Below are 24345 nucleotides of genomic sequence, written 5' to 3' on the forward strand. Positions count from 1 at the left end.
TTGATAGAAATGGTTTTTCTGATCCGCGTTTATTTGCGTTTATCTGCGGCTAAAATTCCTCTGTGTCTTCGAGGCGAACCCCGCTACTGAAAGTCGTGCGAGCCGATCTTGGTGACGAAGGTGCTGATCGGCTCGAAGTATAAGCCCTTGATCATACCGCCCTCCTCGGCGATGCCGCGGATGAGCAGGAAATCACTCGAGACGATCGTGGATCGAAATTTATCAAAAACGTCGGGCATAACGATGAAATTGGAATAGCCGGTCTCGTCCTCCATCGTGATAAAAACGACGTCATTAGCCGTGCTCGGCCGCTGGCGGACGATGACGGCACCGGCGACGGTGACGAGATCACGTTTACGCAAATTGACGGTCCGGTTTGCAGGCAGCACGCCGCGTTTATCTAGCTCTTCGCGAAGAAAGCGCATCGGATGCTTGCCGATCGTGATACCGGTCGTCATCAGATCGCTCTCCATCAACTGCCACTCGGTCATCTTATTGATAAACGAATTATCCGAATTGTCCGAAATGTCCGACAAACTTAAGTTTGTCGCTCCCGTGTTCGGCGGATCAGATGAACTTGAGTGTGGAGCGGCGTTGGTCGACAAACTGAAGTTTGTCGGACTTTGGTTCGCTGGATCAGATGAACTTGAGTGTGGAGCGGCGTTGGTCGACAAACTGAAGTTTGTCGGACTTTGGTTCGGTGGATCAGATGAACTTGAGTGTGGAGCGGCGTTGGTCGACAAACTGAAGTTTGTCGGACTCTGGTTCGCTGGATCCGGTGAACTTGAGTGTGGCGCGGCGTTGGTCGACAAACTGAAGTTTGTCGGACTTTGGTTCGCTGGATCCGGTGAACTTGAGTGTGGCGCGGCGTTGGTCGACAAACTGAAGTTTGTCGGACTCTTGAAAAGCTCGCCGATAGGTTGGATGGCGAGTTCTGATTCCCAAAGGGCCTGACGGCGATGGACCGTGGCGTCAAAATTGAGAGCACCGGCGAGGCTGAGGGCACGGACCTCTTTTTTGTTGATCGCGGGGACGCGGGCGACGAGGTTTTCGACTGATGTGTACGGCTCATCGACAGAAACCCAGTCGCTATCGCTCCCGGTTCTGACACGACTGGCGACGATCGCCTCGGCGACATCCTTTCGCAGGCCTTTGACGTATTTGAGGCCGATGCGGACGCGGCCGTCCTCGATGGTAAATAGCCTTTGCGACCGGTTGATGTCGATGGCGTTAAAGTGCAGGCCGTGACGCTGGGCGTCCTTGATGAGCGTCGCCGGGGAATAGAAACCGAGCGGATAATTATTGAGCATTGCGGTCGTAAATTCGGCCAGATAATGCACCTTAAGATATGCCGACGCGTAGGTCAAAAGCGCAAAGCTCGCCGCGTGCGACTCGGGAAAGCCGTAGTTGGCAAATGCCAGAATGCTCTTGACGATGCGGTCCTGCGTCGCCTCGTCGATGTCCTTGTCCGCCATACCGGAGCGTAGTCGCACCTCGATCTTGCCGAGGCGTTTGTCCGCCCGTTTGAAACCGAGAGCACGCCTCAACTCCTCGGCCTCGCCGCCCGTAAATCCGGCGATCGTCATCGCCATCCGCAGTAATTGCTCCTGAAAAAGCGGGACGCCCAAAGTGCGTTTGAGGATGGGCTCGAACGACGGGTGCATATAGTCGACCTCCTCTTTGCCCATCCGGCGGGCGATGTAGCCGCTGAGCATCTTACCCACGATCGGGCCCGGGCGAATGATGGCGACCTGGACGACGATGTCGTAAAACTTTTCGGGTCGCGACTTGGGCAGAAAGTTGATCTGAGCTCGGCTCTCGACCTGAAACATCCCGATCGTGTCGGCCTCTTGCAGAGTTTTATAGACGAGCGGGTCGTTTTTTGACAGACGGCCGAGATCGACCTTTTCGCCGCGATGTTCCTCGATCAACGTGAGAGTGTCGCGGATGACCGCCATCATTCCCAAACCAAGCAGATCGACCTTGACGATGCCGAGGCGTTCGCAGTCGTCCTTGTCCCACTGGATGATGTTGCGGTTTTCCATTGAGGCGGGCTCGAGTGGCACGACGCCGTCGAGACGCCCCAGTGAGATGACCATTCCGCCCGAGTGCTGGCCGAGATGCCGCGGGTAATCGAGTGCTCGGGCGTACATCTCCATATATTTTGCAATGCGGTAATTGTCACGCGGATCAAAGCCGGCCTCGACGAACCGCGACATCATCTCGGAGCGCGTGTGCGTGCCGTAATGCGGAATTAGCTTGGACAGACGCTTTAGAGCGTCCTCGTCAAAGCCGAAGACCTTACCCACCTCGCGTGCAGCCGAGCGTCCGCGATAGCTGATGACGTTGGCCGTCATACCGGCACCACGCTCGCCGTATTTTTGATAAACGTGCTGGATGACGCGTTCGCGATCCTCGCCCGACGGCAGGTCGATGTCGATATCCGGATACTCGGTGCGTTCCTCGGAGAGAAAGCGTTCGAAGAGCAGGTCAGCCTCGATCGGGTCGACTGCCGTGATGCCGAGAGCGTAGCAGACGACCGAGTTGGCCGCCGAACCGCGGCCCTGCGAGAGTATCTTCTGCGAACGGCAAAACTGCGAAATGTCCCAGACGAGCAGGAAATAGCCGGCGAGATTGAGCTTGGCGATCATATTGAGCTCGTAATCTAGTTTTTGCCGGACCTTTGGCGTCAATGCCCAATATCGCCAGACCGCGCCTTTCTCAGCCTGTTTGCGAAGGTACGAGTCCATCGTCTCGCCCGGCGGCACGGGATAATCGGGAAATGTGTAGCCGAGCTCGTCCATCGAGAATTTAATGCGGTCGGCGATCTCCACGGTCGTTGCGACCGCCTGCGGGTAATCGTCAAACTGGTAGAGCATCTGCGACGCTGATTTGAGATAGCGTTCGCTGTTTTCCGAGATCAGGCGGCCGGCATTCTCGATGGTGCAGTGATTCTTGATACAGGTAAAAACGTCGAAAAGCTCGCGGTCACGCTGTGCGGCATAGTATGGGCCGTTGCTGGCGAAATACGGCAGGCGAAACTTGTGAGCGAGCCCGAGCAGCGTCTGATTGACCGCTTCTTCGTGCGGGAGATTATGCCGCTGCAATTCGACGTAGAGACGGCCTTCGAAAACATAGTTGAGCCACGCCAGTGCCTCCTGGCCCTGATGCCGCTTGATGTGGTGATGGAGAAAACCATCGGCCCCGCCCGTAAAGCAGAGCAGTCCGGCAGAGTGCTCCTCGATGTCGCGGCGCGTCGCAAAATGCTCGCCCTTTTTATGACGTAGCTTGACCGTCGTGATCAGGCGGCAGAGGTTTTGATAGCCCGTAAGATCGAGCGGCATCAGCGGCAAAAGGCTGCCGTCGTCCATCGTGATCTCGGAGCCGATCATCGCCCTGACGCCCTGCTCCTTGGCCTCAAAATGAAGCCGCACCGCACCCGAGACCGTGTCGCGGTCCATCATCCCGATGGCGGGCATATCAAGCTCGCCGGAGCGCACCGCGATGTCCTCGGGCAAAGAGCCGGACGATAAAAAACTGAATGCGGAGCGTGTGTGGAGTTCGTAGAACACGGTCAATCAAATTCCCCCGTGATGATCCACTCGTTGCCGGTTTTTTGCAGACAATAGACGCCGCCATTCTCGACCTCGACGTGCCAGGCACGCGTGTCCCAGGCCTTTTCCCACCAACGCGAATTGGTCCGCCAAACTCCACTGCAGGCGGTAACGCGGCCCGCGAAATATCGTGTCCGCAGGTAAATAAGCTGCTTGTCCCGCACGAGAACCTCGGCGGCGATCGGAGGTTGATAGTATGTAAAGGCGATGATCGGGGCCTTTGGATCAGCATTTCGCTCGGTGCCGTCGGGCAGGCGTTCGGCGTCAAGCGTGAACGGCCGTTCTACCCTTTTTTCGAGCAAGGCCGGCACACCGACGTTGGCCTCGCCGACCAGCTTTTTGATCTTGCCGACGGTCAATAAAAGGCTCTCGGGCTGCGGCTTTGCGGCGGCGTAAAGCCCGCTCTGTGCCGGCCGTGGGCGTGTGAAATGAGCCCTTGTGCTGACGGCCGTTATGCCCGAGGCGGGCGGGTCGGCGGATATGCGCAGGTCGATTATCTTGAGCCAAAAGGCCTTGTCGAGTGTCGGGAAAGATGTTTTGATCTCGTACATCTTATCGGCTTTTCTATCGAGTTTGAAACGGATGTCGATCTGCTCAGTGCTCCAGCCATTTTTATTTACGGCCGCAAGCATCTGTTCGAGGCCGCGATTGACGACAAAGATCAGTTGGGCGAAATCGTCGACCGGAAAATCGAGTTCGTGCCGCCACGTGACGTTGGTTTCTCTAATATTCGGCGTTAATGACCGCCTTGTTTTACGGTTGATGACGTCGATCACTTGCTGAAAGTCGCGGCCATAGCGGGCGATGAGTTGGTCGGCCGGGATGTTTTGCAGATCCTCTATACGGTTGATGCCTAGTGCCTCAAAAACGCCGACCGTGTCGCGGTCGATGTCGAGATCGCTCAATGGCAGTTGAGCGAACGCCCCCGATGAGTCTGCAGTGTGGCCCGGCCCGCGGTTTTCGCGCGCGAGCAGCATCGCTGTTTCGACCGTCCCGGCGACCGCGACATTTCCGCTGATATTATTGCGTTCGAGTTCCTTCACGATCTGTTGGGCGATCTTATCCTCATCGCCGATGAGCTTTTCGAGACCGCTGACGTCAAAAAGTACGCCGTCCCCGAGCATCTCGATGCGATAGGCAAACCCGTAGGCGATGGCCGACAAGATGCCGGCGTCCTCACATGAGCTTTTCGAAATTATGCAGGCATATGATCTAGACATCGCTGTAGTCAAATTCGATCTTGGCCGCCGTTTGAGGTCCGTAAAAATGCTTTCTCGAATATAGGCCGAGATGAAATTCACGCAGCAGTTTGTACCGCCCGAGTCCGGACCAGACGGTGTCTTTGCGGACGATCTCGAAAGATCGGTGGGCGGCCGAACCCGCGACAGGTTCTTCCGACGTGACGACAAAGAGCGTCGGTGTTTCCTTGATCCGCGTGCGATAGCGATACCAATACGTCCGCGGCACCATCCGTAATTTCTGCATCGGCAATCCGCCGAGATTGAGCCAGACGGCCCCGAAGCCTTTTGCCTGCACCAGATAGTCGGCTGCGGTAAATGCCTGCTCGAGGTTGCCGCCGCAGCGAACCCATAAAAGTGAGTCGAGAGTCACACCGCTCTTTGCTGCGGAGCAGGGATCAAAGGCATCACACGAGTCGACGACCGCACAGACCTCGCCGAGTGCTGTCAATTTTGCAAGCAGATTGAGGGCAAGACTGGTACGGCCGCTACTCGCCCCGCCGAAAAATTCGCTCAGCGTCCCGCGCGTCAGGGCGATCCCGACCGCATCGAGTGCAACTTCTTCGGAGTGCTTTTGTTCCTCTTGAAGGTGGGATAAACTTTTAACTAAGCTCAGATGCCTCATATAAATACTTGCGAGGGTGCAAGTATATCTCATAGATGAAACACAAGTCAAAGAAATTTTGGCGATGAGATCGAGGCAATATCCAACGAGCGACACGCCCAACCACACCTCAATTGTTATAAGGTTTTTTCGCGGAGATCCTAAAAACGCAGAACAGCAGGCGGCAACCTTTAACCGGGCTTAAGCCCCAAATTAAGATGCCGCAGATGAGAGTTCGCCGGTCAGAAACGCATCCATATCGGCGGGCGTGAGCGGCTTGGCAAAATGAAATCCCTGGCCGGCATTGCAACCCAGAACCTGCAAAGTTTCGATCTGGTGCGGATGCTCGATGCCCTCGGCGATCGTTCGTAGATTAAGCGATTCGCCCATCATAATGATCGCCCGGGCGACGGCATTACCCTCGCTGCCCTGGCCGAGTTTGTCGATAAATGACTTGTCGATCTTGAGGATATCGATCGGGAATCGCTGCAAATAACTGAGGCTCGAGTAGCCTGTGCCAAAATCGTCGATCGCCAGGCGAATGCCGAGTTTCTTTAAGTCGTGGAGTTTTAAGATCGTGGCTTCGGTGTCCTGGAGCATAAAGCTTTCGGTGATCTCAAGTATCAATAATTTTGGCGGCAGTCCGGATGCGTGCAGGGCATTACTGACGATCTCAACCAACTCGTGCTGCAAAAACTGCCGGATCGAGATATTGACCGTCAGAGAGACGTCCTCGGCTGATGCGTACTGCTCGCGCCAGGACTGCACTTGGCGACAAGCTTCCCCAAGTATCCACTCGCCAAGCGGCACGATCAGATTGGTCTCCTCGGCGACCGGAATAAATCTCATCGGCGACAGCAATCCGAATCGCGGGTGCTGCCAACGGACCAACGCCTCCATACCGAGCAATTTGTTGGACGTCAGTTCGACGATCGGTTGGTAATGTAATGTGAATTCCTTACATTCGATCCCGCGGCGAAGGTCGCCCTCGAGTTCGATGCGCTCCATCAGAGCCTCGTGCATCTTTGGTTCAAAGACCACATATTTGCCCTTGCCGCGGCCCTTTGCGAGATACATCGCAAGGTCGGCATTGCGGAGCAGTTCTTCGGGTCCGCTGGTCTCGGTCGATCCCGCAGCAATACCGATGCTCGCGCAAACGTACACCTCAACACCCTCGATCGAGAATGGCTGGCGAAATACGTCAAGAACACGGTCGGCAATGTTAACCGGCTCGTCCGTATGGAGTACGCTTTCGATCAAGATGGCAAATTCGTCGCCACCAAGACGGGCGGCGGTGTCCGAATTGCGGAGGCAATCCTGGAGACGGTCAGCAACTGCGACAAGAAGTTTGTCACCCGCCGCGTGGCCGAGCGAATCATTGATCGACTTAAAATTATCGAGATCGAGAAAAAGTACCGCTATCGACACGTGGTTTCGAACGACTTTTGAAAGTGCGTGATCGACACGATCACGGAAAAGCACTCGATTGGCGATCTTGGTCAATGGATCGTGCAGGGCAAGATGCGTCAATTGTTCCTCGAGCGACTTACGCTCGGTGACATCCATCATCGAACCAAGTAATCTGATCGGCTGATCCGCTTGATCATATACGACGTAACCACGGTCCACGACCGACGCGTAAGATCCGTCACGCCGTCTAAATCGATATTCCTCGATCCAATTCGTCTTGCCGCTTTCGATATGGCGGAGAATATCTTCGGTAACTCGCTCGGAGTCGTCCGGATGGAGTCGCTCTGTCCACGAAGACCGCTGTGAGCCGATCTCCTCGCCTGAATAGCCAAATAGATTCTGAAATCCCTCGTTCCACCAGATCTCGTCAGTTTTAAGATTCCAGTCCCAGACCGCATCGCTTGTGGCGCGCGTAACTAACTCAAATCGTTCCTGACTGAGCCGCAGAGCTTCCTCGGAGCGCTTGCGTTCGATCGCCATCGCGATCTGATCGGCAACCGAGGTCAGCAGTTCGACGTCCTGCTGCGAGTAAGTGTCCGAATTCTCATAGTCCTGCACGACCAAAACGCCGATCGCACCGTCAGGCGTCTTAAGCGGAACTCCGAGCCAGATCGGCGAATCAGTGCCTACCGATTCGACATCACCACTGTCGATCAGTTTCTGGGCTTCTTCGTCTGTAAAGAGCATTGATCGACCCTGCTTAAAGACGTAGGCGCTCAAGCTGTTGCCAACTTTCAGCGGGCCGGGCATCGGATCATATTTGTCCACCCAGAACTGCATCGTGAGCATCTCGGTCTGGGGGTCAAAAAGTGCGACAAAAAAGTTTTCTGCGTAAACGATCCGCTTGATCGTCCGGTGGATCAATAGGAGCAATTCGTCGAGGTTTGCCGTCGTTGTGACTCCGTGAATAATCTTTGAGATCGCTCGGGCCTCAGCCTCGAGGCGCTTGGAGCGAGTAATGTCGCGGGCAACGCAGACGATATTGTATGCCCCGGAGTCAGGGTCGAATATCTTGGACGCTGAGATCGACGTAGGAAAAAAACTTCCGTCCTTACGCAGACAGATAGTCTGAATTCGATTTGAAAAATTGCTGTTCTTAAAGGTCCGGGTGAATATGCGGCTAAACGAATTTTTGTTTCGAGATAAAATGTCGATAGGCTTGCCGACGAGTTCGCATTCGTCAAAACCGGTCAGACGCAATGTAGCCGGATTGACCTTGACTATAACGGCATCCCGATCGGTAACGATTATCGCATCGCCGATCGAATTAAAAATACTGTCGCCAACGGTCTGAAGCGAAGTTCCGCCTTCGGTGATATGTGCATCGTCGGTATTCGCGGACCCGAATGCAAAATGTGGCTCACTCCATTGCGGCGTGCTCCCGGCATAATTTGTTTGCTCTAGATTGTTCATTTTAATAAGAAATGTGAGGAAAACTTATAAAGGAACGTATCGAAAAACAGCTTCGGCGGGATGATATAGAAATAAAGTCGAATCGGCAAACAACTCCGTTTCGGCTTAGTTGGCAGTGAGCAACAAATCGTACAGCTACTCGAGCTACTCTATGTATAATGGCGTTAAACGACGTTTAATGTCAAGCGTTTTTTTGTACGGCCAGAGCCGTCGAGCCGACATTATTATCGACAAGCGTTGAATGGTGTGGCCGCGTCGCTGACCACTCGGCAAATATGATCTATAATCTGACATCAATGACTGAAGTATTAAATGTGATCGGCGGTGGACTTGCCGGAGTCGAGGCGGCGTGGCAGGCGGCGGAGCGTGGAGCAAAGGTTCGTTTGTTTGAAATGCGGCCCGTGCAGCAAACACCGGCACATCGAACTGATAAACTCGCCGAGATCGTTTGCTCAAATTCGTTAAAGACGGACGAACCGGGAAGTGCTCCATACTTACTCAAAGAAGAACTGCGGCGCGGCGGTTCGATGGTTTTGGAGGTTGCTCACGCGACGCGGGTGCCGGCCGGCTCAGCGTTGTCGGTAGATCGGATGAAGTTTGCCGAGATGATCACCGAGCGAATTGAGGCTCACCCGAATATTGAGATCGTAAGGGAAGAGGTTACGGAAATCTCAAGCAACAAGCAGGACGCGAGTCCTCCGGTCACGATCATTGCGACGGGGCCGCTCACGTCGGATGCACTGACCGTCGAGATAATGAAGCTCACGGGCGATGATCAACTATACTTTTACGATGCGATCGCTCCGATCATCGCGGCCGATTCGATCGATATGTCGATCGCGTTCAAAGCGGCGCGCTACGACAAGGGCGGCGATGATTACATCAATTGCCCGATGGACCGCGATCGGTATGAATTGTTTATCGCCGAGCTTTTGGAGGCAAAATCGGTTCCACTCAAGCGGTTCGAAGACACGCATTGGTTCGAATCTTGTTTGCCGATCGAGGAGATCGCCCGCCGCGGTCCTGAGACGTTGCGTTTTGGCCCGATGAAGCCAAAGGGATTGCGACACCCGAAAACCGGCGAAGAGCCATACGCCTGCGTACAACTTCGCCAGGAAAATATGATGGCGGATGCTTATGGAATGGTCGGTTTTCAAAATCATCTGCGTTACGGTGAGCAGGAACGAATACTGAAACTCATACCCGGTATGGAGAATGCCGAGTTTCTGCAATTCGGTCAGATCCATCGCAATACATTTATCAATTCGCCCAAAATATTGAATGAAACGCTCGCGACTCGTAATAATGAGCGTTTGTTTTTCGCCGGACAGATCACGGGCGTCGAAGGCTATGTCGAATCCGTCGCGACGGGTTGGCTCGCGGGAATAAACGCGGTCAATGTGATGCGTGACCGACCGATGATAACCGCTCCGCAGACCTCAGCGATCGGGGCATTGTGCCGCTATGTATCAAATGTCGAGACCAAGAATTTTCAGCCGGTAAACATCACTTTTGGGTTGATACAAGAACTTCCGCCCGAGCTTCGCAAGCAGTACCGAAAGAAACGCGAACGGCATATATTCCAGGTCGAGATCGCTCTCATGGATTGGGATGAATGGATAACAAATGTCGCAGTATCGTGAATTGGGCTTATGGACTGCCGTTACGTTGAGGTTAAAGACTTTAAGTTTTTATGATCCGAACCGGTTCGCTAAAGCGATCGGCAATACAAAATAATAGAAATGGAACCAACGCTAATATTGATGATAGTTGCGATCTGCGTGGTCGCAATAATGTACTCGTCAGTTGGACACGGCGGAGCGTCGGGGTACTTAGCGGTGATGGCGTTTATGGCCGTTGCTCCGGAACTGACTCGTCCGACAGCGCTCGTGCTAAATCTATTTGTGGCGACGATCGGGACGGTGCAATTTTATCGGGCAGGGTATTTTTCGTGGCGGCTGTTTTTACCATTTGCGGCCGGCTCGATACCGATGGCATTTGTCGGCGGGATGATACATTTGCCGACGGACGTATATAAGATCGTGCTCGGCGCCGTGCTGTGTCTGGCAGCGATCAGACTCGCGGTCAATCTCAAGGGCGACGATAGGGTGAAAGAACCGCCGATCATTGCGTGTTTGCTGATCGGTGCTGTGATCGGACTGCTGTCGGGAATGGTCGGCGTCGGCGGCGGCATATTCCTGACGCCGATATTACTGTTGATGCACTGGGCAGAAACGCGGGTCGCGGCAGGCGTATCGGTGCTGTTCATTTTGGTCAATTCGGTCTCGGGCCTCGTCGGGCAGTATTTCAAAGGTGCACTCAACGGTCTTCCGGCCGAGGTCTGGATATGGATCGCGGCAGCAGTTGTCGGCGGCCTGATCGGTTCGACACTCGGTAGCAAGAAATTTAATTCGATGATGCTACGGCGCGTGTTGGCCGTTGTGCTGCTATTTGCGGGCGTAAAGTTAATTTGGGCGTAGGCAAATATTAAGGTCGTTTAGTAATCCAATAGTCGGCTTAATGAAGATATTAATTTCGACATTGTTATTGTTGGTAACGGCAGCATTTGTTTCGGCCCAATCGGGACGTAATAAACCGAATGAGACGCCGACGCCAACGCCGGCTACTCGATCGGCGACAGGTTATATTCCGACCGAAGCAAAGCTGCCGACCTCATTGCCGACGCCTACCCCAAAACCGAAGGACGATCCGGATATTATAACGGTCGACTCGGCATTGGTTCCGATACCTGTTTCGGTGACCGACGCATCGGGCAGGTCAGTTACCAACCTAAAACTCGCCGATTTTGAATTACAGATCGACGGAAAACCGGCTGAGATCAGCGAACTTACTCGTTCCGATTCGCCTATCAGGCTGGCAATGATATTTGATAATTCGTCGAGCGTGATGATCGCTCGTGAATTTGAAAAGGAGGCGGCCGTAAGGTTTTTTAAGAGGGTGATCAGGCCCGGCGGCGATCAGGCAGCCCTATTTTCACTTTCGGATTATACGAGGCTCGAACAACCGCTGACGCGCGACGTCTCACTGCTGACGCAGGCGATCAGGATGTTTCCCGAACCAAAAGGTGCGACCGCCTTGCTCGATGGGATCGTGAAGGTTGCCGAATACCTCAAAGCCGCTGAGGGCCGCCGCGTAGTCGTGATCGTCTCGGACGGCGAGGACACTTATAGCGATATCAAAACCACTTTGGAATCCGTGATCAAGGAACTGCAGATCGCCAATTGTCAGGTCTACGTGGTCAAGACCAAGGAATTTGAGAATTTTAAACGGACGGGACTCCGCGGCGGCAATGCCAATATTCGATCATTAACGGCGGAGCGGCGAATGCTCGAACTCGCCGCACAGACCGGCGGAGCGGTCTATTCGCCGATCGACGAAGATGAAATGAACGCCGCCTTTTCTCAGATATCCGCAGAGCTTTCGCAACAGTATATACTGAGTTATTACCCCGACGATGACGGAAAGAATACTAGTGACCTGCGCCTCATATCTTTGAGCATAAAGGGCAAACCCAACTTTACCGTGCGAACACGTAAGGGATACTATGTGGGGAAAAGGCCCTAATGCTTAACGAATATCTCACGCAATTTCTGCAGCACCTTAAATACGAGCGCAATCTCAGTCCGCATACGCTGCGAAACTACGCGAGCGATCTCGAGCAGTTTGGCGACTACCTTTTTCGCGTCGAAAAGCGTGCGGACATTCCCGTCGAGCAGATCGACAGGCTAACGATCCGCGAATGGATGGCCGGATTGCACGAAGATCATAAGAAGACATCGATCGCACGTAAATTGGCGAGTTTGCGTACTTTCTTCCAGTTTTTGGTTCGTGAGGGCAAACTCGAATCCAATCCGGCAAAGCTCGTAGCTACGCCGCGGATCGAACGCAAACTGCCGAACCATCTCTCGATGGAGGACGCCGTTCGCTTTATCGAAACGCCGAACGTCAATACCGATCTTGGCCGCCGCGATCGCGCAATACTCGAATTTTTGTACGCGACCGGCATCCGCGTCGGCGAACTTGTGAGCATCGATCTCGGGGATATCGATTTTCGCGAACGAATGGTACGCGTCACCGGTAAACGCAAAAAGCAACGGATAGTGCCCTTTGGCGAACCTGCACTGCAGGCGTTGATGAATTACCTCGAGAAGTCGCGACCGGTGTTTCTAAATGAATGCCCACTAACGACCCGTGACCCAAATGCTGTTTTTCTGCACCGTCGCGGCGGGCGCCTGACGACGCGTTCGGTGGGCCGAATGATCGACAAGTACATCAAGCTGTGTGCGGATATTCACGACATCTCGCCGCACTCATTGCGGCACACATTCGCGACGCACCTGCTCGACAGCGGCGCCGACCTTCGCGACATTCAGGAACTGCTCGGCCACGCACGGCTCTCGACCACCCAGATATACACGCAGGTGTCGATGGAAAAGATGATCGATGTTTATGACAAAGCTCATCCGAAAGCGTGACCTTCCGGGTCGGCAAACTAGGTGAAAAGGGCAAGTCCGAAAACATTGGTCCTGACTTGCGTGTTAGAATGTGCAGTCCATTGTCCGCATCGATCGACTGTATCCTAAAGATCCGCTCTCAAATATGTTGTTTGCCTATCCGAGAGCGTTTCAACTAGAATTCAAGAAAATATCGTTTTTCTAATTTCAAATATATGAAAAAAATCCAATGGCTGGTGGTCGTAATGCTCGCGGTTTCGTCCGGTGCGTTCGCTCAAGACAAACTCCTCACGGTGGATGACATCTTTAGTCCCGATGCGGCAAAACGAGTGCGATTTGGCGGTTCGCCGGCGTCGGTGCAATGGTCGCCGGATGGTAAGTCGTTCAAACAGGTGGTCGCAGGCCGATTGATGCGGGTTGATGCGGTCAGCGGACAGATGGCTCCATATTTTAACAGCGGTGCTCTCGTCGCCGAACGTCTATCAGCGTGTAATAGAAATCTTCCATGGATCCCGCCACTTGTCACTTGGTAAGAACATATGAAAATCAAAGATTTAGGCGACGTAATTGCGGTAAGGCGTTTTAAGTTCGAATCCAAACTAACAAGCGAAATCATCGTCGCTATCGGTAAACCAATGCCGTTTCCAGATTCCGATGACTACTATGTGCCATACCAGATTAAAGGAATCGGCGATGAACATATAAGGTTTGCTGGGGGAATTGATGCAGTCCAATGCTTGCAATTGGTCATGAAAATCATAGGGAGCGAACTTTGGGTGATCAATGAGCCACTTACGGAGAAGATTATTTGGGACGGAGATGAGAATGGTAGTTTGGGCTTTCCAGATTAGCGGAAAGCAGAAAAGTAGGGTGAGGAATCGGTCTGGCCGGTCTCTTTTTTTGCGGTTTCGGCCCGGCCGCAATGCAACCATTTTCAAATCTCAGAGCATCACACGCGGTAGAAGCAATAAACTGTAAAAACCCCTATAAAATTTAGAGGTAACCGTGATGCAACGGAGAATTCTGCCATTGTTCCTAGTGCTATTGGTCTGTTCATTTTCGGCGGCGGCGCAGACGGTGATCGAGTCCGAGTCAAAAGTCGTCGTCCGCGACCGGATCGCCACTGCCAATATTGTCGTAGCGGGCAGTAGCGACTTAAGCGGAATAACCTCATCAGTCGAACTGATCGACCCTGCGGGTACGGTACGTGCTCGGGCATCAAAATTCGTTGTGACGGATCTTGGCGGAAAACAATCGCTTAGTTTTGAAATGGCGGTCACTGACATACTTTCATCCGTCAAAGACGACATCGCTTGGTACCGTCTTCATTACACCGTCGGCCAAGCCTCCGGGATCATCTCAATGTCACAGATGATCGACGAATTGTTCGAGCTACGGATCATCGCGAGCGATAATCTCCTTACGGGTATGTCGTATCGAGTTCGCGTACGTGCCGTTAATCCGTTTACCGAAAAGCCGGCAGTTGGCGTTCGGGTCGATTCGACGGTCGCTCTTGAACTGGCGGGCGAGGGCGAGCGAAAGTTGGAACTAAAAGGTTCGGCCGTGACCGACGCGGACGGTTTCGCGGTGGTCGATCTCGCGATCCCGACCGAAGCAAAACTTGCCGGCGAAGGAGAAATAACGGTAATTGGCCTCAAAAACGGCATCGTTCGCGAGGCCAACGAGAACCTGAATGCACTTAAAGAGGATGTTCAGTTCCTGACGATGACGGACAAATCGATCTATCAGCCGGAACAGTTGATCAATATTCGCGGGATCTTGATGAAGGGCGGCGAGTCGAAGACCGTTGTTGCCGACAGCGAACTCGAATTTAGGGTGCTGGACGAGGACGACACTGTTCTCTATCGGGAAAAGACGCGTTCCTCCGCATTTGGTATCGCGTCGATAAGCTGGCGGATTCCGGCAAACGCCAAACTCGGCGACTACAAGATCGAGATCAGGGATGAAAGCGGTGAACAGATCGGAGCCCAACGAGTGCGCGTCTCGCGCTACGATCTTCCAAATTTTGTGGTCAACGCCAAACCGTCGAAGCCATATTATCTGCCCGGCGACCGCGAGGCTGAGATCGAGATCAATGCGGACTATCTTTTTGGCAAACCGGTCACCGGCGGCAAGGTCCGCGTCGTCGAGGAAACGAGTCGCGAATGGAATTACAAAGAGCAGAAATACGACATCGACGAGGGTGATGTCCGTCAGGGTTCGACCGACTCTCAGGGAAAATTTACGGCGAGATTTGACGTTAAGAAAGCCCTTGACGGTCTCGATGAAGATGACTGGAGAAAATACAGGGACATCAACTATGCGGCCTATTTTACGGACTTGACCACCAATCGAACCGAACAGCGGCGTTTCGACATACGCGTTTCGCGCGAACCGATACACGTCTATTTGATCGGCGCCACCAACGATCTGAACCCGACAATGCCGATCGACGCTTATGTCTCGACATTTTACGCCGATGGCACGCCCGCCGAGTGTGATGTCGAGGTCAAGATGGGCGTCGAGGACAAGGGTAATCCGAAAACGGTCGAGCGCATACGCACTAATTCATACGGAGTCGGCAAGATCACGATGGACCGTCCGAAGATCGGTGATCCCGATGATGATCTTGAGTACAAGTTGATCGCCAAGGATAAGGACGGCCGCCAGGGGACCGCCAAAGACGACATTTCATTTGACGAAGACGAAGCCGCGATCCGTCTCGAGACCGACAAAGCGATTTACAAGCCGGGTGAGACGATGTCGGTAAACGTCAGTTCGACGCTGAAGACGGGACCATTATATGTCGATATCGTTAACGGTTGGTCGGTGGTCGAGTCGCGCTTTGCTCACCTCAAAGACGGACGTGTGGAGTTGCAGATACCGTACAGCGATAAGTTCAAAGGCGAGTTGAAGATCGTCGCTTTTGCCGAGGATACAGATGACGACGTCGTGAGCGGTTCACGAGGAGTCATTTTCCCCATTCGCGAGGGTATTAGCGTCGAAGCGACATTTGATAAGGATATCTACAAACCGGGCGAAGAGGCGACGATCAGTTACGGAGTCCTCGACCGCCTCGGCACAGCAGTCGAGTCTGCCCTCGGCGTCACAATTATCGACCGGGCGGTTGAGGAACGTGCACGGACGGACTCAGAATTTGGCGGAATCTGGAGTAACTACGCAGGCTGGCTCGGGTATGGCAGCGGACTGGGGGCAGTAAACGTCAAGGACCTTAACGAACTTGATCTGACCAAGCCGATCACGGACGATCTGCAATTGGTTGCCGAGGTGATCCTGCACGACAGCTATTACAAGCCGAATGTTTTTCACAGCAATAGCTATTTCGACGAGGCCAAAAGCGTCTTCAGCGATCGCATCACAAAGCAGTTCGAGCCCGTCGGTGCGGCCTTGAAACTCACATATGAAACTGCGAACTATCGGCACGCGGTAGATCTCGAGAGTTTCGAGGCCATACTTCTGGAGAGCGACATTCGTTTTGGTCAGATGCTCGACCCGTGGGGTGTCGCGTACCGTGCTAAATTCTCGGTAGAAAAGGCGCGGACCGGCAGTTTTATTCGTGACGAAAAGACGTTGTTCGCCGAACTCGGAGTTTCCGGCCTTGCGGATAGATTCGGCAGGCCATATCGGATAACTTTCGATGCCGAGCGGCGTTTCTACCGTTTTCAGATCCGGAGCGGCGGCAGTGACGGCAAATTTGAGAAATATGATTGGGGCGGCGACGATTTCACGGTTTGGACCAATCTGATCGACTATTTCGTCGACACAGAAACCAAGATCGCCGATATCCAGCGTTCGCTGCGTGTGATACCGATGAATGAGACCGATCTCCGCTCAACCCTTTTGGCCGGCGGGATCGATTTTGGCGGACTGCGTGACGGGTTTGGCGATCCACTCTATATTGTGACTCAGCAGAGATCACGTTATTGGGACAAGGTTACTACCGAATCGGTACAGAACTACGGCGAAGACACAAAAACGGATCGACGAAAGGTGACGCCTGTGACGCAACAGGTCATTGAGTTTACGATCAGGAGCAACGGCCCGGACCGGAAGCAAGGGACGTATGACGACCTGACGCTAATGCAGATCGTCCACGTCTTGTCCGAGCAGGGAAAGGATGATCCGAAGCCGATATCGATCATTCGCCCGATCGCCTACACGGCATCGACGGGATCGATCGCGGGTACAGTGACCGATTCGAACGGTGCTGTTATCGCGTCCGCGAAAATAAAGGTCACTAATGTCGCCACGAGCATAGATCGCTCCGGCACCTCGAATGCGGAGGGCAACTATCTTATAACCAGCCTTGATGCCGGTACCTATAAATTACGCGTTTCATTCGACGGTTTTAAGGACTCGGTGATCGAAAATATTCCGGTCAAGGCTAACGCGACGGCAAAAGTGGACGTAACGCTCGAAGTCGGGTCGGTCAGTTCGGCCGTTGATGTGACGTCCGGCGGCGATCTGATGATGGAGACATCCAGTTCGGCGGTATCCACTACGGTCGACGGAGCACAGGGCAGCACACTTAACTTCTCCGCTCTACTTAAACTGAAGCCCGGCACTGTGCAGACCGCCAAAGAATCGTCGACCCCGCGGTTGCGTGAGTATTTTCCGGAAACACTTGTCTGGCAACCGGAACTTTTGACTGACAGCAACGGTAAGGCTGCGCTCAAATTCAAAATGGCGGACAACATTACTACGTGGAAGATGTACGTGATCGCATCGACAAAAAATGGCAAGATCGGCGTCGCGGAGAGTTCCGTGACCGCGTTTCAATCGTTCTTTGTCGATCTCGACCCGCCAAAATTCTTGACTGTCGGAGACGAGATATTTCTGCCGACACAGGTCCGAAACTATACACAGACCAAACAGCGGGTCGGGGTCAAAATGGATGCGGCGAACTGGTTCACATCGCTCGGTGCCGGAACCCAGCAGATCGAGGTCGGCGCGGGCGAGTCGAAAAATGCGGTATTCGGCTTTAGGGCAAACATACCTGTCAATGGCGGCAAGCAGCGTGTGACCGCAACTGCAGCGAGCGACGCCGACGCCATCGAACGACCGGTCACCGTCAGGCCCGACGGTCAGGAGATAGTCCGGACCGATTCTAAGATCGCGAGCGGAACGCAGCGATTCGACCTCACATTTCCAAGCAACGCGATAACGGCCACGCAAAAAGCAGAGTTAAAGGTCTATCCAAATCTCTATTCGCACGTGGCCGAGTCGGTCGAGGGGTTGCTCGAACGTCCGTACGGGTGCGGTGAGCAGACTGTATCATCGACATACCCCAATCTAATGTTGCTCAAATTTGCAAAGCCCGGTTCGCCGATCGCCGTCAAAGCGCAAAACTACCTGCAAAAGGGCTACGAGCGATTGCTCGGCTATCAGGCCGCAGATGGCGGATTTACGTACTGGGGCGGCAAAGACACGTCGGATGTCGCCCTGACGGCGTACGCAATTCGATTTTTGAATGACGCTGGATCGCAGATAACGGTTGACGATGATGTGATAAAACGCGCTTCGACGTGGCTGATAAAGCAGCAGCGTGCGGACGGGAGTTGGGCGAAAAGGTACAATTGGGAGACCGCCGAAGATACCGGCCGGACCAAGATGATCACGACCTACATCGCTCGCAGCCTGGCGATGAACAAGGACGCCGACAAGTCGGTGCTCAAGCCGGCACTCGACTATCTGCGGGCACGCAATAACGAGATCGACGAACCGTACGCACTGGCATTGTACGGGCTTGCATCGCTCGACTCGGGCGATCGTGCGGCGGCCGAAGATGTCGCTTCACGGCTCGAATCGATGGCGATCAGCGAGGGCGACGGCGTCTATTGGAAACTCGAGACCAACACGCCATTCTATGGTTGGGGAACTGCCGGGCGGATCGAGACTACGGCTCTGGTCACGCAGCTTTTGATCAAAGTGCGGAAAGACAAGCCGACAGAGCGAACGGCGGAACTGATCAGCAAGGGTACGATATTTCTGCTCAAAAATAAGGATCGGTACGGCGTGTGGTACTCGACGCAGACGACGATCAACGTGCTCGACGCGTTTTTGGCGGCGATCGGCGACGCGAAAACAATTCAGGCACAACGACTCGAGATCACACTCAACGGCCAGCCGTTCAAAACCGTCGATGTCGCCGCCGATCGCATCGAACCCGTAATTTTTGATCTGACCGGCAAGCTCGACTCGGCAACAAACGCGATCGAGGTCCGCACGACCGCATCTGCCCCGATGATGACGCAGACGGTCGCGACGCACTATATCGAATGGAAAGACGCGGATCTCTCAGCCCGTAGCGTTAACCAGTCAAGGGCGTTGAAACTCGACTACCAATGCGATAAACAGGCTCCGGCGATAATGCAGGAGGTGAATTGCACGGTCCGCGCGGAACGCGTCGGTTTTCAGGGTTACGGAATGCTGCTGGCCGAGATCGGGACCCCGCCGGGAGCGGACGTCAGCCGGGAGTCGCTGGAAAAGGCCATCGCCGCCGACGGATCGATAAGCCGCTACGATGTGTTGCCCGACCGCATCGTGATCTATATGTGGTCGCGGGCCGGCGGAACGAACATCAACTTCAAGTTCAAGCCGCGTTATGGTGTGAATGCAAAAACTCCGGCATCAACGATCTATGATTACTATAACCCGGAGGCTCAGGCCGTGGCTCCGCCACTCCGATTTACGGTGAAGTGAGCCGTAACACGTCGCCGGGCGTATCGATGTCGAACGCAGCTTCCTCGATCGTGACAGAGTGCACTTGGTCGGGGTGATTTCGGATGAGCAGGCGAGCACCTTTGTCGCCGCTAAGTTGCCGCAGTTCGCCAAACAGTTCGCGGGCGAAAAGGGCGGGGACGCCGGCAGTTTGATCGTATTTCGCGGCGGTGATCGGCGAGCGGTGGAGAGTAAAGCCGCGGACGAGCCGGTCGATGTGTTCGGCGGTGACGAATGGTTGATCGCAAAGCGCGATGACGACGCCGTCCAATTCCGGCTCGGTATTTATCAAACTTGTCAGTCCACACTTTATCGACGAACTCATTCCCGTCTGCCAATTTTCGTTGATTGCCGTGTGGATCTCGAGGCCCGCAAGTTCAGCGTTCGCCGCTTCGAAGTCGGCACCGAGCACGACGACAATGGACCAGCAAGAGGTCTTGGTGAGCATTTCGGCCGTGTGCCTGAGCAGCGTTGTGCCGTGAAACCGCAGAAGCTGTTTGGGCTGCCCAAGACGGCTCGACCCACCGGCGGCAAGCAACATCGCTCCGATCTTTAACTCGCTATTGTCGATCATAGATCGAGCCCTTTCGGTCGCGCAGGTGACTGCCGCCTCTTTTTTTCAAAACACTCTGAATCTCGGCGGCGATCGAGAGTGCGATGGCCTCGGGCGTGTCGGCACCGATGTCGAGCCCGACCGGAGCGTATAGCCTCGCAAGCTGGTCTTGGGTAAAAATCTCGCCGGCGGCGGCGAGTTCCTCAAGTAACTGTTCAGTTCGGCGTTTTGGGCCAAGGGTTCCGACGTAAAATGCGCTCGACCTAAGCAATGCCGGCAGTATCAAGCGGTCGCGGCTGTAATTGTGCGTCATTATTACGGCGGCCGTAAGTGCGTCAGCGGTTATGACGGGCGATCGGTCCGGCTGTTGCTCAACGAGTATTTGAGCCTTTGGGAATCTCTCGGCGGTCAAAAATGCGGGCCGGTGATCGTAAACCGTAACTTGCCAGCCCAGTTCCGCTGCGATCCGGACAAGCGGTATCGCGTCCGTTCCGGCACCGAAGAGCAAAAGAGCTATCGGCGGCAAGAGATCTTCGGAGGCGACGCGGCCTTGATACGCCGCCTTCATCGCGGCGATTATTTCACTGTCCTTGCCGATCAACTCGAGTTTGATCCGGACCACGCCGCGACAGCCCATATTGAGGCTGAAGACCGAGGCCTCGTTTTCGGTCGTGTCGTAGGTGAAGATCTCAGATTGGCCTGTTTCGAGGACGAGTTTTGCACGCTCGAGGACGTCGGCCTCAAGGCAACCGCCCGAGACCGTGCCGGCTGTGCCGCCGTCGGGCAAAATGAGCATTCTCGCTCCCGGCAGACGGTACCCCGACCCGATTACCTCGATCACGGTCGCAAGTACGGCGCGCTGTCCCGATTCAAACGCGGCAACGCGGTCTAAAATATCGCGGATCTCTTTCATTTATTCGGGACACGCAGCACCGGCGTCGATCCATTCATTCAACTTCTTTAAGAAATCAGCCTTACTGAGCGGAGGTGTCGAGCGGCCGTTGCCCGGATCCCAGGACCAACCGACGAGCGGGTCGGTCTCAATGTGCTGTATCGACTCTTTGAGAGTTTTGCGATTTCCGTTACGGGCCGGATCTTTCAACTGTTGACAGAGTCCGGCGGCGGTGATCCCCTGAAACACCATTTTTGTATCGGCGGGCGGCATATGCCAATTGGGGGCGCCCGGCGGCAGACCGTCCCCGTCCATATTCTCGGCCTGATGGCAGGTGGCGCACTCCATTCCGGCGACGCCCTTTCCGTCAGTCCCGCGCTTTACATCCTGATCGTGGATACGATGTTCGTCGCCCTGCGTCGGGCCATCACCCGCGGGATGGCAGTTAGAGCAGCGTGCGGAGAAAAAGACCTTGACCGCCTCGTTGAATGCCGCACGAGCCTTGATCGGATCATCGGCAGAGGCAGTATTTGTCTCAATGACAGTTGACGCCTCGACGCGCTCGATGCGTCCCGAGCGGCCCAGCGACGCATATGCGGTGACGGAAAATATCGCCGCTGCGATAATTGTGATCTTCAGGGTCTTTCTATCCACACTAAGCTCCGGAAATGGAATCTTCACTTATGACTTTTTAAGCTCGTCCGGTTTGATCGGCAGACTCCGGATACGCTTGCCGGTTGCGGCAAATATCGCGTTGACGACCGCCGGTGCGATCGGTGGAGTGCCCGGTTCACCCACGCCGCCGTGCGGTGCCGTACTCGGAACAAGGTGGACGTCGACTTTTGGCATTTCGTTCATCCTGAGCGGCTTGTAGTTGTTGAAATTTGTTTGGACGACCCGTCCGTTCTTGATCGTGATCTCGCCGTATAGAGCGGCCGAAAGTCCGTAAACGATCGAGCCTTCCATCTGGGCGGCAACGGTATCCGGATTGACGATCTGGCCGCAGTCGGCGGCACAGATGACGCGATCGACCTTAACCTTGCCGTCAGAGCCGACGGTCACCTCAGCGACCTGAGCGACGTAGCTTCCAAAACTCTCAGCTACGGCGATGCCGCGGCCCGAACCAGCCGGCAACTTACTACCCCAGCCGGCTTTTTCAGCGGCGAGCTTTAAGACTCCGGCGTGACGCGAATTTGGTTCGAGTAACGACAGACGATATTCGAGTGGGTCCTTGCCAGCCAAAGCGGCTAGTTCGTCCATAAAGCACTCGACCGAAAAGCCCGTGTGCGAACTACCGACGGAGCGCCAGAACCCGACCGGAACGCCGGTATCGACACGGATCCAGTCACATTGAAAATTCGGGATCTTGTAATCAAGATTGTGTGCTCCCTCGAACGACGAATCGTCGAGTTGATCGTCCTTAAGGTTAAACCCGAACGCCTTGCCGGCCCGGGCCATAATTGCGTCGGTCGCAAGTCGATGGTGCCAGAAAACAGGTTTCCCGGCCGCATCGATGCCGGCTGCCATTTTGTTGTAGACTGCCGGTCGATACACATCATTCTGCGTATCGTCCTCGCGGGTCCAGACCACTTTGACCGGCTTGCCGGCCGCCTTTGAAAGCAAGGTGGCGTCAATGACGTAGTCAACCTCGAAACGCCGGCCAAAGCCGCCCCCGAGCATTGTCGTGTTGACCTTGACCTTTTCGACCGGCAACCCGGCAGTCTTTGCGACAGTTCCTTGAACGATCATCTGGGCCTGTACCCCACCCCAAACCTCAGCCCCATCCGAACGAACATCAGCCGTAAAGTTCATCGGCTCCATCGTTGCGTGGGCAAGGAACGGAGCGTAGTAAACGGCGTCGATCGACTTTGCGGCCTTCGAACGTCCGGCGACGACATCGCCGACCTTTTTCGCCTCAAGTCCTTTCTTATTTGCCTCAGCATCGATAAACGATCTCATTATCGTATCGCTCGACACGGCCGACATCGGACCGTCATCCCACGTTACCTTGAGCGCGGTGCGTCCTTTTCGTGCCGCGACGAACGAATCGGCGATCACACCGACGCCGTAACCGAGCGGTACGACGTGCGTCACGCCCTTGACGGCCTTGGCGGCAGCGTCGTCAACCGTCTTGACGGTTCCGCCGATCACCGGCGAGCGGAGCACAGTCGCGTACAGCATTCCGGGCACCTTTACGTCGATGCCGAAAATCGCAGTTCCGTTGACCTTCGCCGGTGAATCAAGCCGCTTGACCGCCTTGCCGATGTACTTGAAGTCCTTCGGGTCTTTTAGTTTGGGTTTGTCGGATGGCGAGATCTTGGCGGCAGCCTCGAGCAGTTCACCGTAGGGAACGCTTCGTTTTGAGGCGGCGTGGATGACCTTGCCATTCTCAGCAGTGCAAGTGTCGGCGGCGACGCCCCACGACGCGGCGGCAGCCGCAACTAGCATCTCTCGGACCTGAGCAGCCGCTTTTCGGAGCGGTGCAAAAAATCCCTTTACGCTGGAACTGCCGCCCGTACCCTGCATTCCCATCGCAGGATTGAAAAACGCCTTGTCGGCCGGGCCGTGCTCGAACGACACATTTGCCCAGTCAACTTCAAGTTCGTCGGCGACGATCATCGGAAGGCTGGTCATCACGCCCTGTCCCATTTCGGACTGCCCGACGACCACGGTCACTTTGCCATCCTTTGCGATCTTGATAAATGCGTTCGGCTTAAAATCAGCCGCGGGTGCGGCGGGCAAGCCAAATCGCTCCTCTGCCTTGGTTCGGTTCGGCATACTTATGCCGAAGACCAAGGCTCCGCCGGCTACGATGGTTGCCTTTAAGAATGAACGCCTATCGAGCTCTTGTTTGGTGGTCATCTTATTTACCTCCGTTGATCGCGGCTAGCTTGATAGCGGCACGGACACGATTATAAGTACCACAGCGGCAAATAATGCCGTTCATCGCCTGATCGATATCGGCGTCGGTGGGCTTAGGTGTTTTCTTGAGCATCGCCGCAGCGGCCATTATCTGGCCGGACTGACAGTAGCCGCATTGCGGTGCATCGGTCTCGATCCACGCTTTTTGCAGCGGATGGCTCGAGTCGGGCGACAACCCCTCGATCGTCGTAACTTCCTTACCGACAACCGAACTTATGGGTGTCACGCACGACCGTCTCGCCTCGCCATCGACGTGGATCGTGCACGAACCACACTGAGCGATGCCGCAGCCGAACTTAGTGCCCGTCAATCCGAAATCGTCACGCAACACCCATAACATCGGAGTGCTCGGATCCAGATCGGTCTCATACACCTTCTTATTTACGGTGATCTTTGTCATAGAATTAGCCTCACATCGGTCTG

16 protein-coding genes are annotated in these 24345 nt (G+C 54.6%); 7 read left to right on the plus strand and 9 right to left on the minus strand.

Annotation, left to right across the window (positions count from 1 at the left end; translation table 11 throughout):
- Window positions 1-83: 83 nt before the first annotated feature.
- The 4 genes from IPQ00_03475 to IPQ00_03490 all read right to left on the minus strand — a co-directional run bounded on the left by IPQ00_03475 (window position 84) and on the right by IPQ00_03490 (window position 8339).
- Complete coding sequence (locus IPQ00_03475) at window positions 84-3578, minus strand: error-prone DNA polymerase (protein MBL0239623.1); 3495 nt, start codon at window positions 3576-3578, stop codon at window positions 84-86.
- Window positions 3575-4834 carry a hypothetical protein gene (locus IPQ00_03480; GenBank protein ID MBL0239624.1) on the minus strand — a complete coding sequence of 420 codons (1260 nt, stop codon included), beginning with the start codon at window positions 4832-4834 and terminating at the stop codon, window positions 3575-3577. The genes IPQ00_03475 and IPQ00_03480 overlap by 4 nt, the downstream gene beginning before the upstream one ends.
- Window positions 4827-5510: a hypothetical protein gene (locus tag IPQ00_03485; GenBank protein ID MBL0239625.1), complete on the minus strand. Its 684-nt coding sequence runs from the start codon at window positions 5508-5510 to the stop codon at window positions 4827-4829. Before IPQ00_03485 ends, IPQ00_03480 begins: the two co-directional genes overlap by 8 nt.
- Window positions 5511-5669: 159 nt before the next feature.
- Window positions 5670-8339: an EAL domain-containing protein gene (locus IPQ00_03490; protein MBL0239626.1), complete on the minus strand. Its 2670-nt coding sequence runs from the start codon at window positions 8337-8339 to the stop codon at window positions 5670-5672.
- 296 nt (window positions 8340-8635) lie between these two features.
- Here IPQ00_03490 and trmFO point away from each other — a divergent pair, with 296 nt between their 5' ends.
- The 7 genes from trmFO to IPQ00_03525 all read left to right on the plus strand — a co-directional run bounded on the left by trmFO (window position 8636) and on the right by IPQ00_03525 (window position 19537).
- A complete protein-coding gene (gene trmFO / locus IPQ00_03495; GenBank protein ID MBL0239627.1) occupies window positions 8636-9982 on the plus strand; it encodes a methylenetetrahydrofolate--tRNA-(uracil(54)-C(5))-methyltransferase (FADH(2)-oxidizing) TrmFO in 1347 nt (448 codons plus the stop codon).
- Window positions 9983-10081: 99 nt separating this feature from the next.
- Entirely contained in the window at window positions 10082-10819 is a 738-nt protein-coding gene (locus tag IPQ00_03500; protein MBL0239628.1) for a sulfite exporter TauE/SafE family protein, read from the plus strand.
- A gap of 40 nt (window positions 10820-10859) precedes the next feature.
- Complete coding sequence (locus tag IPQ00_03505) at window positions 10860-11924, plus strand: VWA domain-containing protein (protein MBL0239629.1); 1065 nt, start codon at window positions 10860-10862, stop codon at window positions 11922-11924.
- Window positions 11924-12835, plus strand: a complete 912-nt coding sequence (xerC, locus tag IPQ00_03510; protein MBL0239630.1) for a tyrosine recombinase XerC — start codon at window positions 11924-11926, stop codon at window positions 12833-12835. The genes IPQ00_03505 and xerC overlap by 1 nt, the downstream gene beginning before the upstream one ends.
- Before the next feature lie 194 nt (window positions 12836-13029).
- The gene (locus tag IPQ00_03515; protein MBL0239631.1) at window positions 13030-13347 is read left to right on the plus strand and encodes a hypothetical protein; all 318 of its coding nucleotides are present in this window, start codon (window positions 13030-13032) and stop codon (window positions 13345-13347) included.
- 6 nt (window positions 13348-13353) lie between these two features.
- Entirely contained in the window at window positions 13354-13665 is a 312-nt protein-coding gene (locus IPQ00_03520; GenBank protein MBL0239632.1) for a hypothetical protein, read from the plus strand.
- 157 nt (window positions 13666-13822) lie between these two features.
- Window positions 13823-19537 (plus strand): carboxypeptidase regulatory-like domain-containing protein, encoded by a 5715-nt coding sequence (locus tag IPQ00_03525; GenBank protein MBL0239633.1) that lies wholly within the window; start codon window positions 13823-13825, stop codon window positions 19535-19537.
- Here the strand turns inward: IPQ00_03525 and IPQ00_03530 are convergent.
- The 5 genes from IPQ00_03530 to IPQ00_03550 are packed head-to-tail and all read right to left on the minus strand — an operon-like array spanning window position 19524 to window position 24322.
- Entirely contained in the window at window positions 19524-20129 is a 606-nt protein-coding gene (locus IPQ00_03530) for a nucleotidyltransferase family protein (protein MBL0239634.1), read from the minus strand. The two genes, IPQ00_03525 and IPQ00_03530, sit on opposite strands and share 14 nt — an antisense overlap.
- Window positions 20116-21021, minus strand: a complete 906-nt coding sequence (locus IPQ00_03535; protein ID MBL0239635.1) for an XdhC family protein — start codon at window positions 21019-21021, stop codon at window positions 20116-20118. Before IPQ00_03535 ends, IPQ00_03530 begins: the two co-directional genes overlap by 14 nt.
- A complete protein-coding gene (locus tag IPQ00_03540) occupies window positions 21022-21654 on the minus strand; it encodes a hypothetical protein (GenBank protein MBL0239636.1) in 633 nt (210 codons plus the stop codon).
- Window positions 21655-21681: 27 nt separating this feature from the next.
- Complete coding sequence (locus IPQ00_03545; protein ID MBL0239637.1) at window positions 21682-23862, minus strand: xanthine dehydrogenase family protein molybdopterin-binding subunit; 2181 nt, start codon at window positions 23860-23862, stop codon at window positions 21682-21684.
- 1 nt (window position 23863) lies between these two features.
- Entirely contained in the window at window positions 23864-24322 is a 459-nt protein-coding gene (locus IPQ00_03550) for a (2Fe-2S)-binding protein (GenBank protein ID MBL0239638.1), read from the minus strand.
- Between the last annotated feature and the right edge of the window lie 23 nt (window positions 24323-24345).

It is taken from the genome of Chloracidobacterium sp., assembly GCA_016720705.1.
Taxonomy (GTDB): Bacteria; Acidobacteriota; Blastocatellia; order Pyrinomonadales; family Pyrinomonadaceae; genus OLB17.

Bases quoted from the DNA above. Each gene is read 5' to 3' on its own strand.
- IPQ00_03480 (MBL0239624.1), bottom strand. From the start codon at position 4,834: ATGTCTAGATCATATGCCTGCATAATTTCGAAAAGCTCATGTGAGGAC.
- IPQ00_03485 (MBL0239625.1), bottom strand. From the start codon at position 5,510: ATGAGATATACTTGCACCCTCGCAAGTATTTATATGAGGCATCTGAGC.
- IPQ00_03490 (MBL0239626.1), bottom strand. From the start codon at position 8,339: ATGAACAATCTAGAGCAAACAAATTATGCCGGGAGCACGCCGCAATGG.
- trmFO (MBL0239627.1), top strand. From the start codon at position 8,636: ATGACTGAAGTATTAAATGTGATCGGCGGTGGACTTGCCGGAGTCGAG.
- IPQ00_03500 (MBL0239628.1), top strand. From the start codon at position 10,082: ATGGAACCAACGCTAATATTGATGATAGTTGCGATCTGCGTGGTCGCA.
- IPQ00_03505 (MBL0239629.1), top strand. From the start codon at position 10,860: ATGAAGATATTAATTTCGACATTGTTATTGTTGGTAACGGCAGCATTT.
- xerC (MBL0239630.1), top strand. From the start codon at position 11,924: ATGCTTAACGAATATCTCACGCAATTTCTGCAGCACCTTAAATACGAG.
- IPQ00_03515 (MBL0239631.1), top strand. From the start codon at position 13,030: ATGAAAAAAATCCAATGGCTGGTGGTCGTAATGCTCGCGGTTTCGTCC.
- IPQ00_03520 (MBL0239632.1), top strand. From the start codon at position 13,354: ATGAAAATCAAAGATTTAGGCGACGTAATTGCGGTAAGGCGTTTTAAG.
- IPQ00_03525 (MBL0239633.1), top strand. From the start codon at position 13,823: ATGCAACGGAGAATTCTGCCATTGTTCCTAGTGCTATTGGTCTGTTCA.
- IPQ00_03530 (MBL0239634.1), bottom strand. From the start codon at position 20,129: ATGATCGACAATAGCGAGTTAAAGATCGGAGCGATGTTGCTTGCCGCC.
- IPQ00_03535 (MBL0239635.1), bottom strand. From the start codon at position 21,021: ATGAAAGAGATCCGCGATATTTTAGACCGCGTTGCCGCGTTTGAATCG.
- IPQ00_03545 (MBL0239637.1), bottom strand. From the start codon at position 23,862: ATGACCACCAAACAAGAGCTCGATAGGCGTTCATTCTTAAAGGCAACC.
- IPQ00_03550 (MBL0239638.1), bottom strand. From the start codon at position 24,322: ATGACAAAGATCACCGTAAATAAGAAGGTGTATGAGACCGATCTGGAT.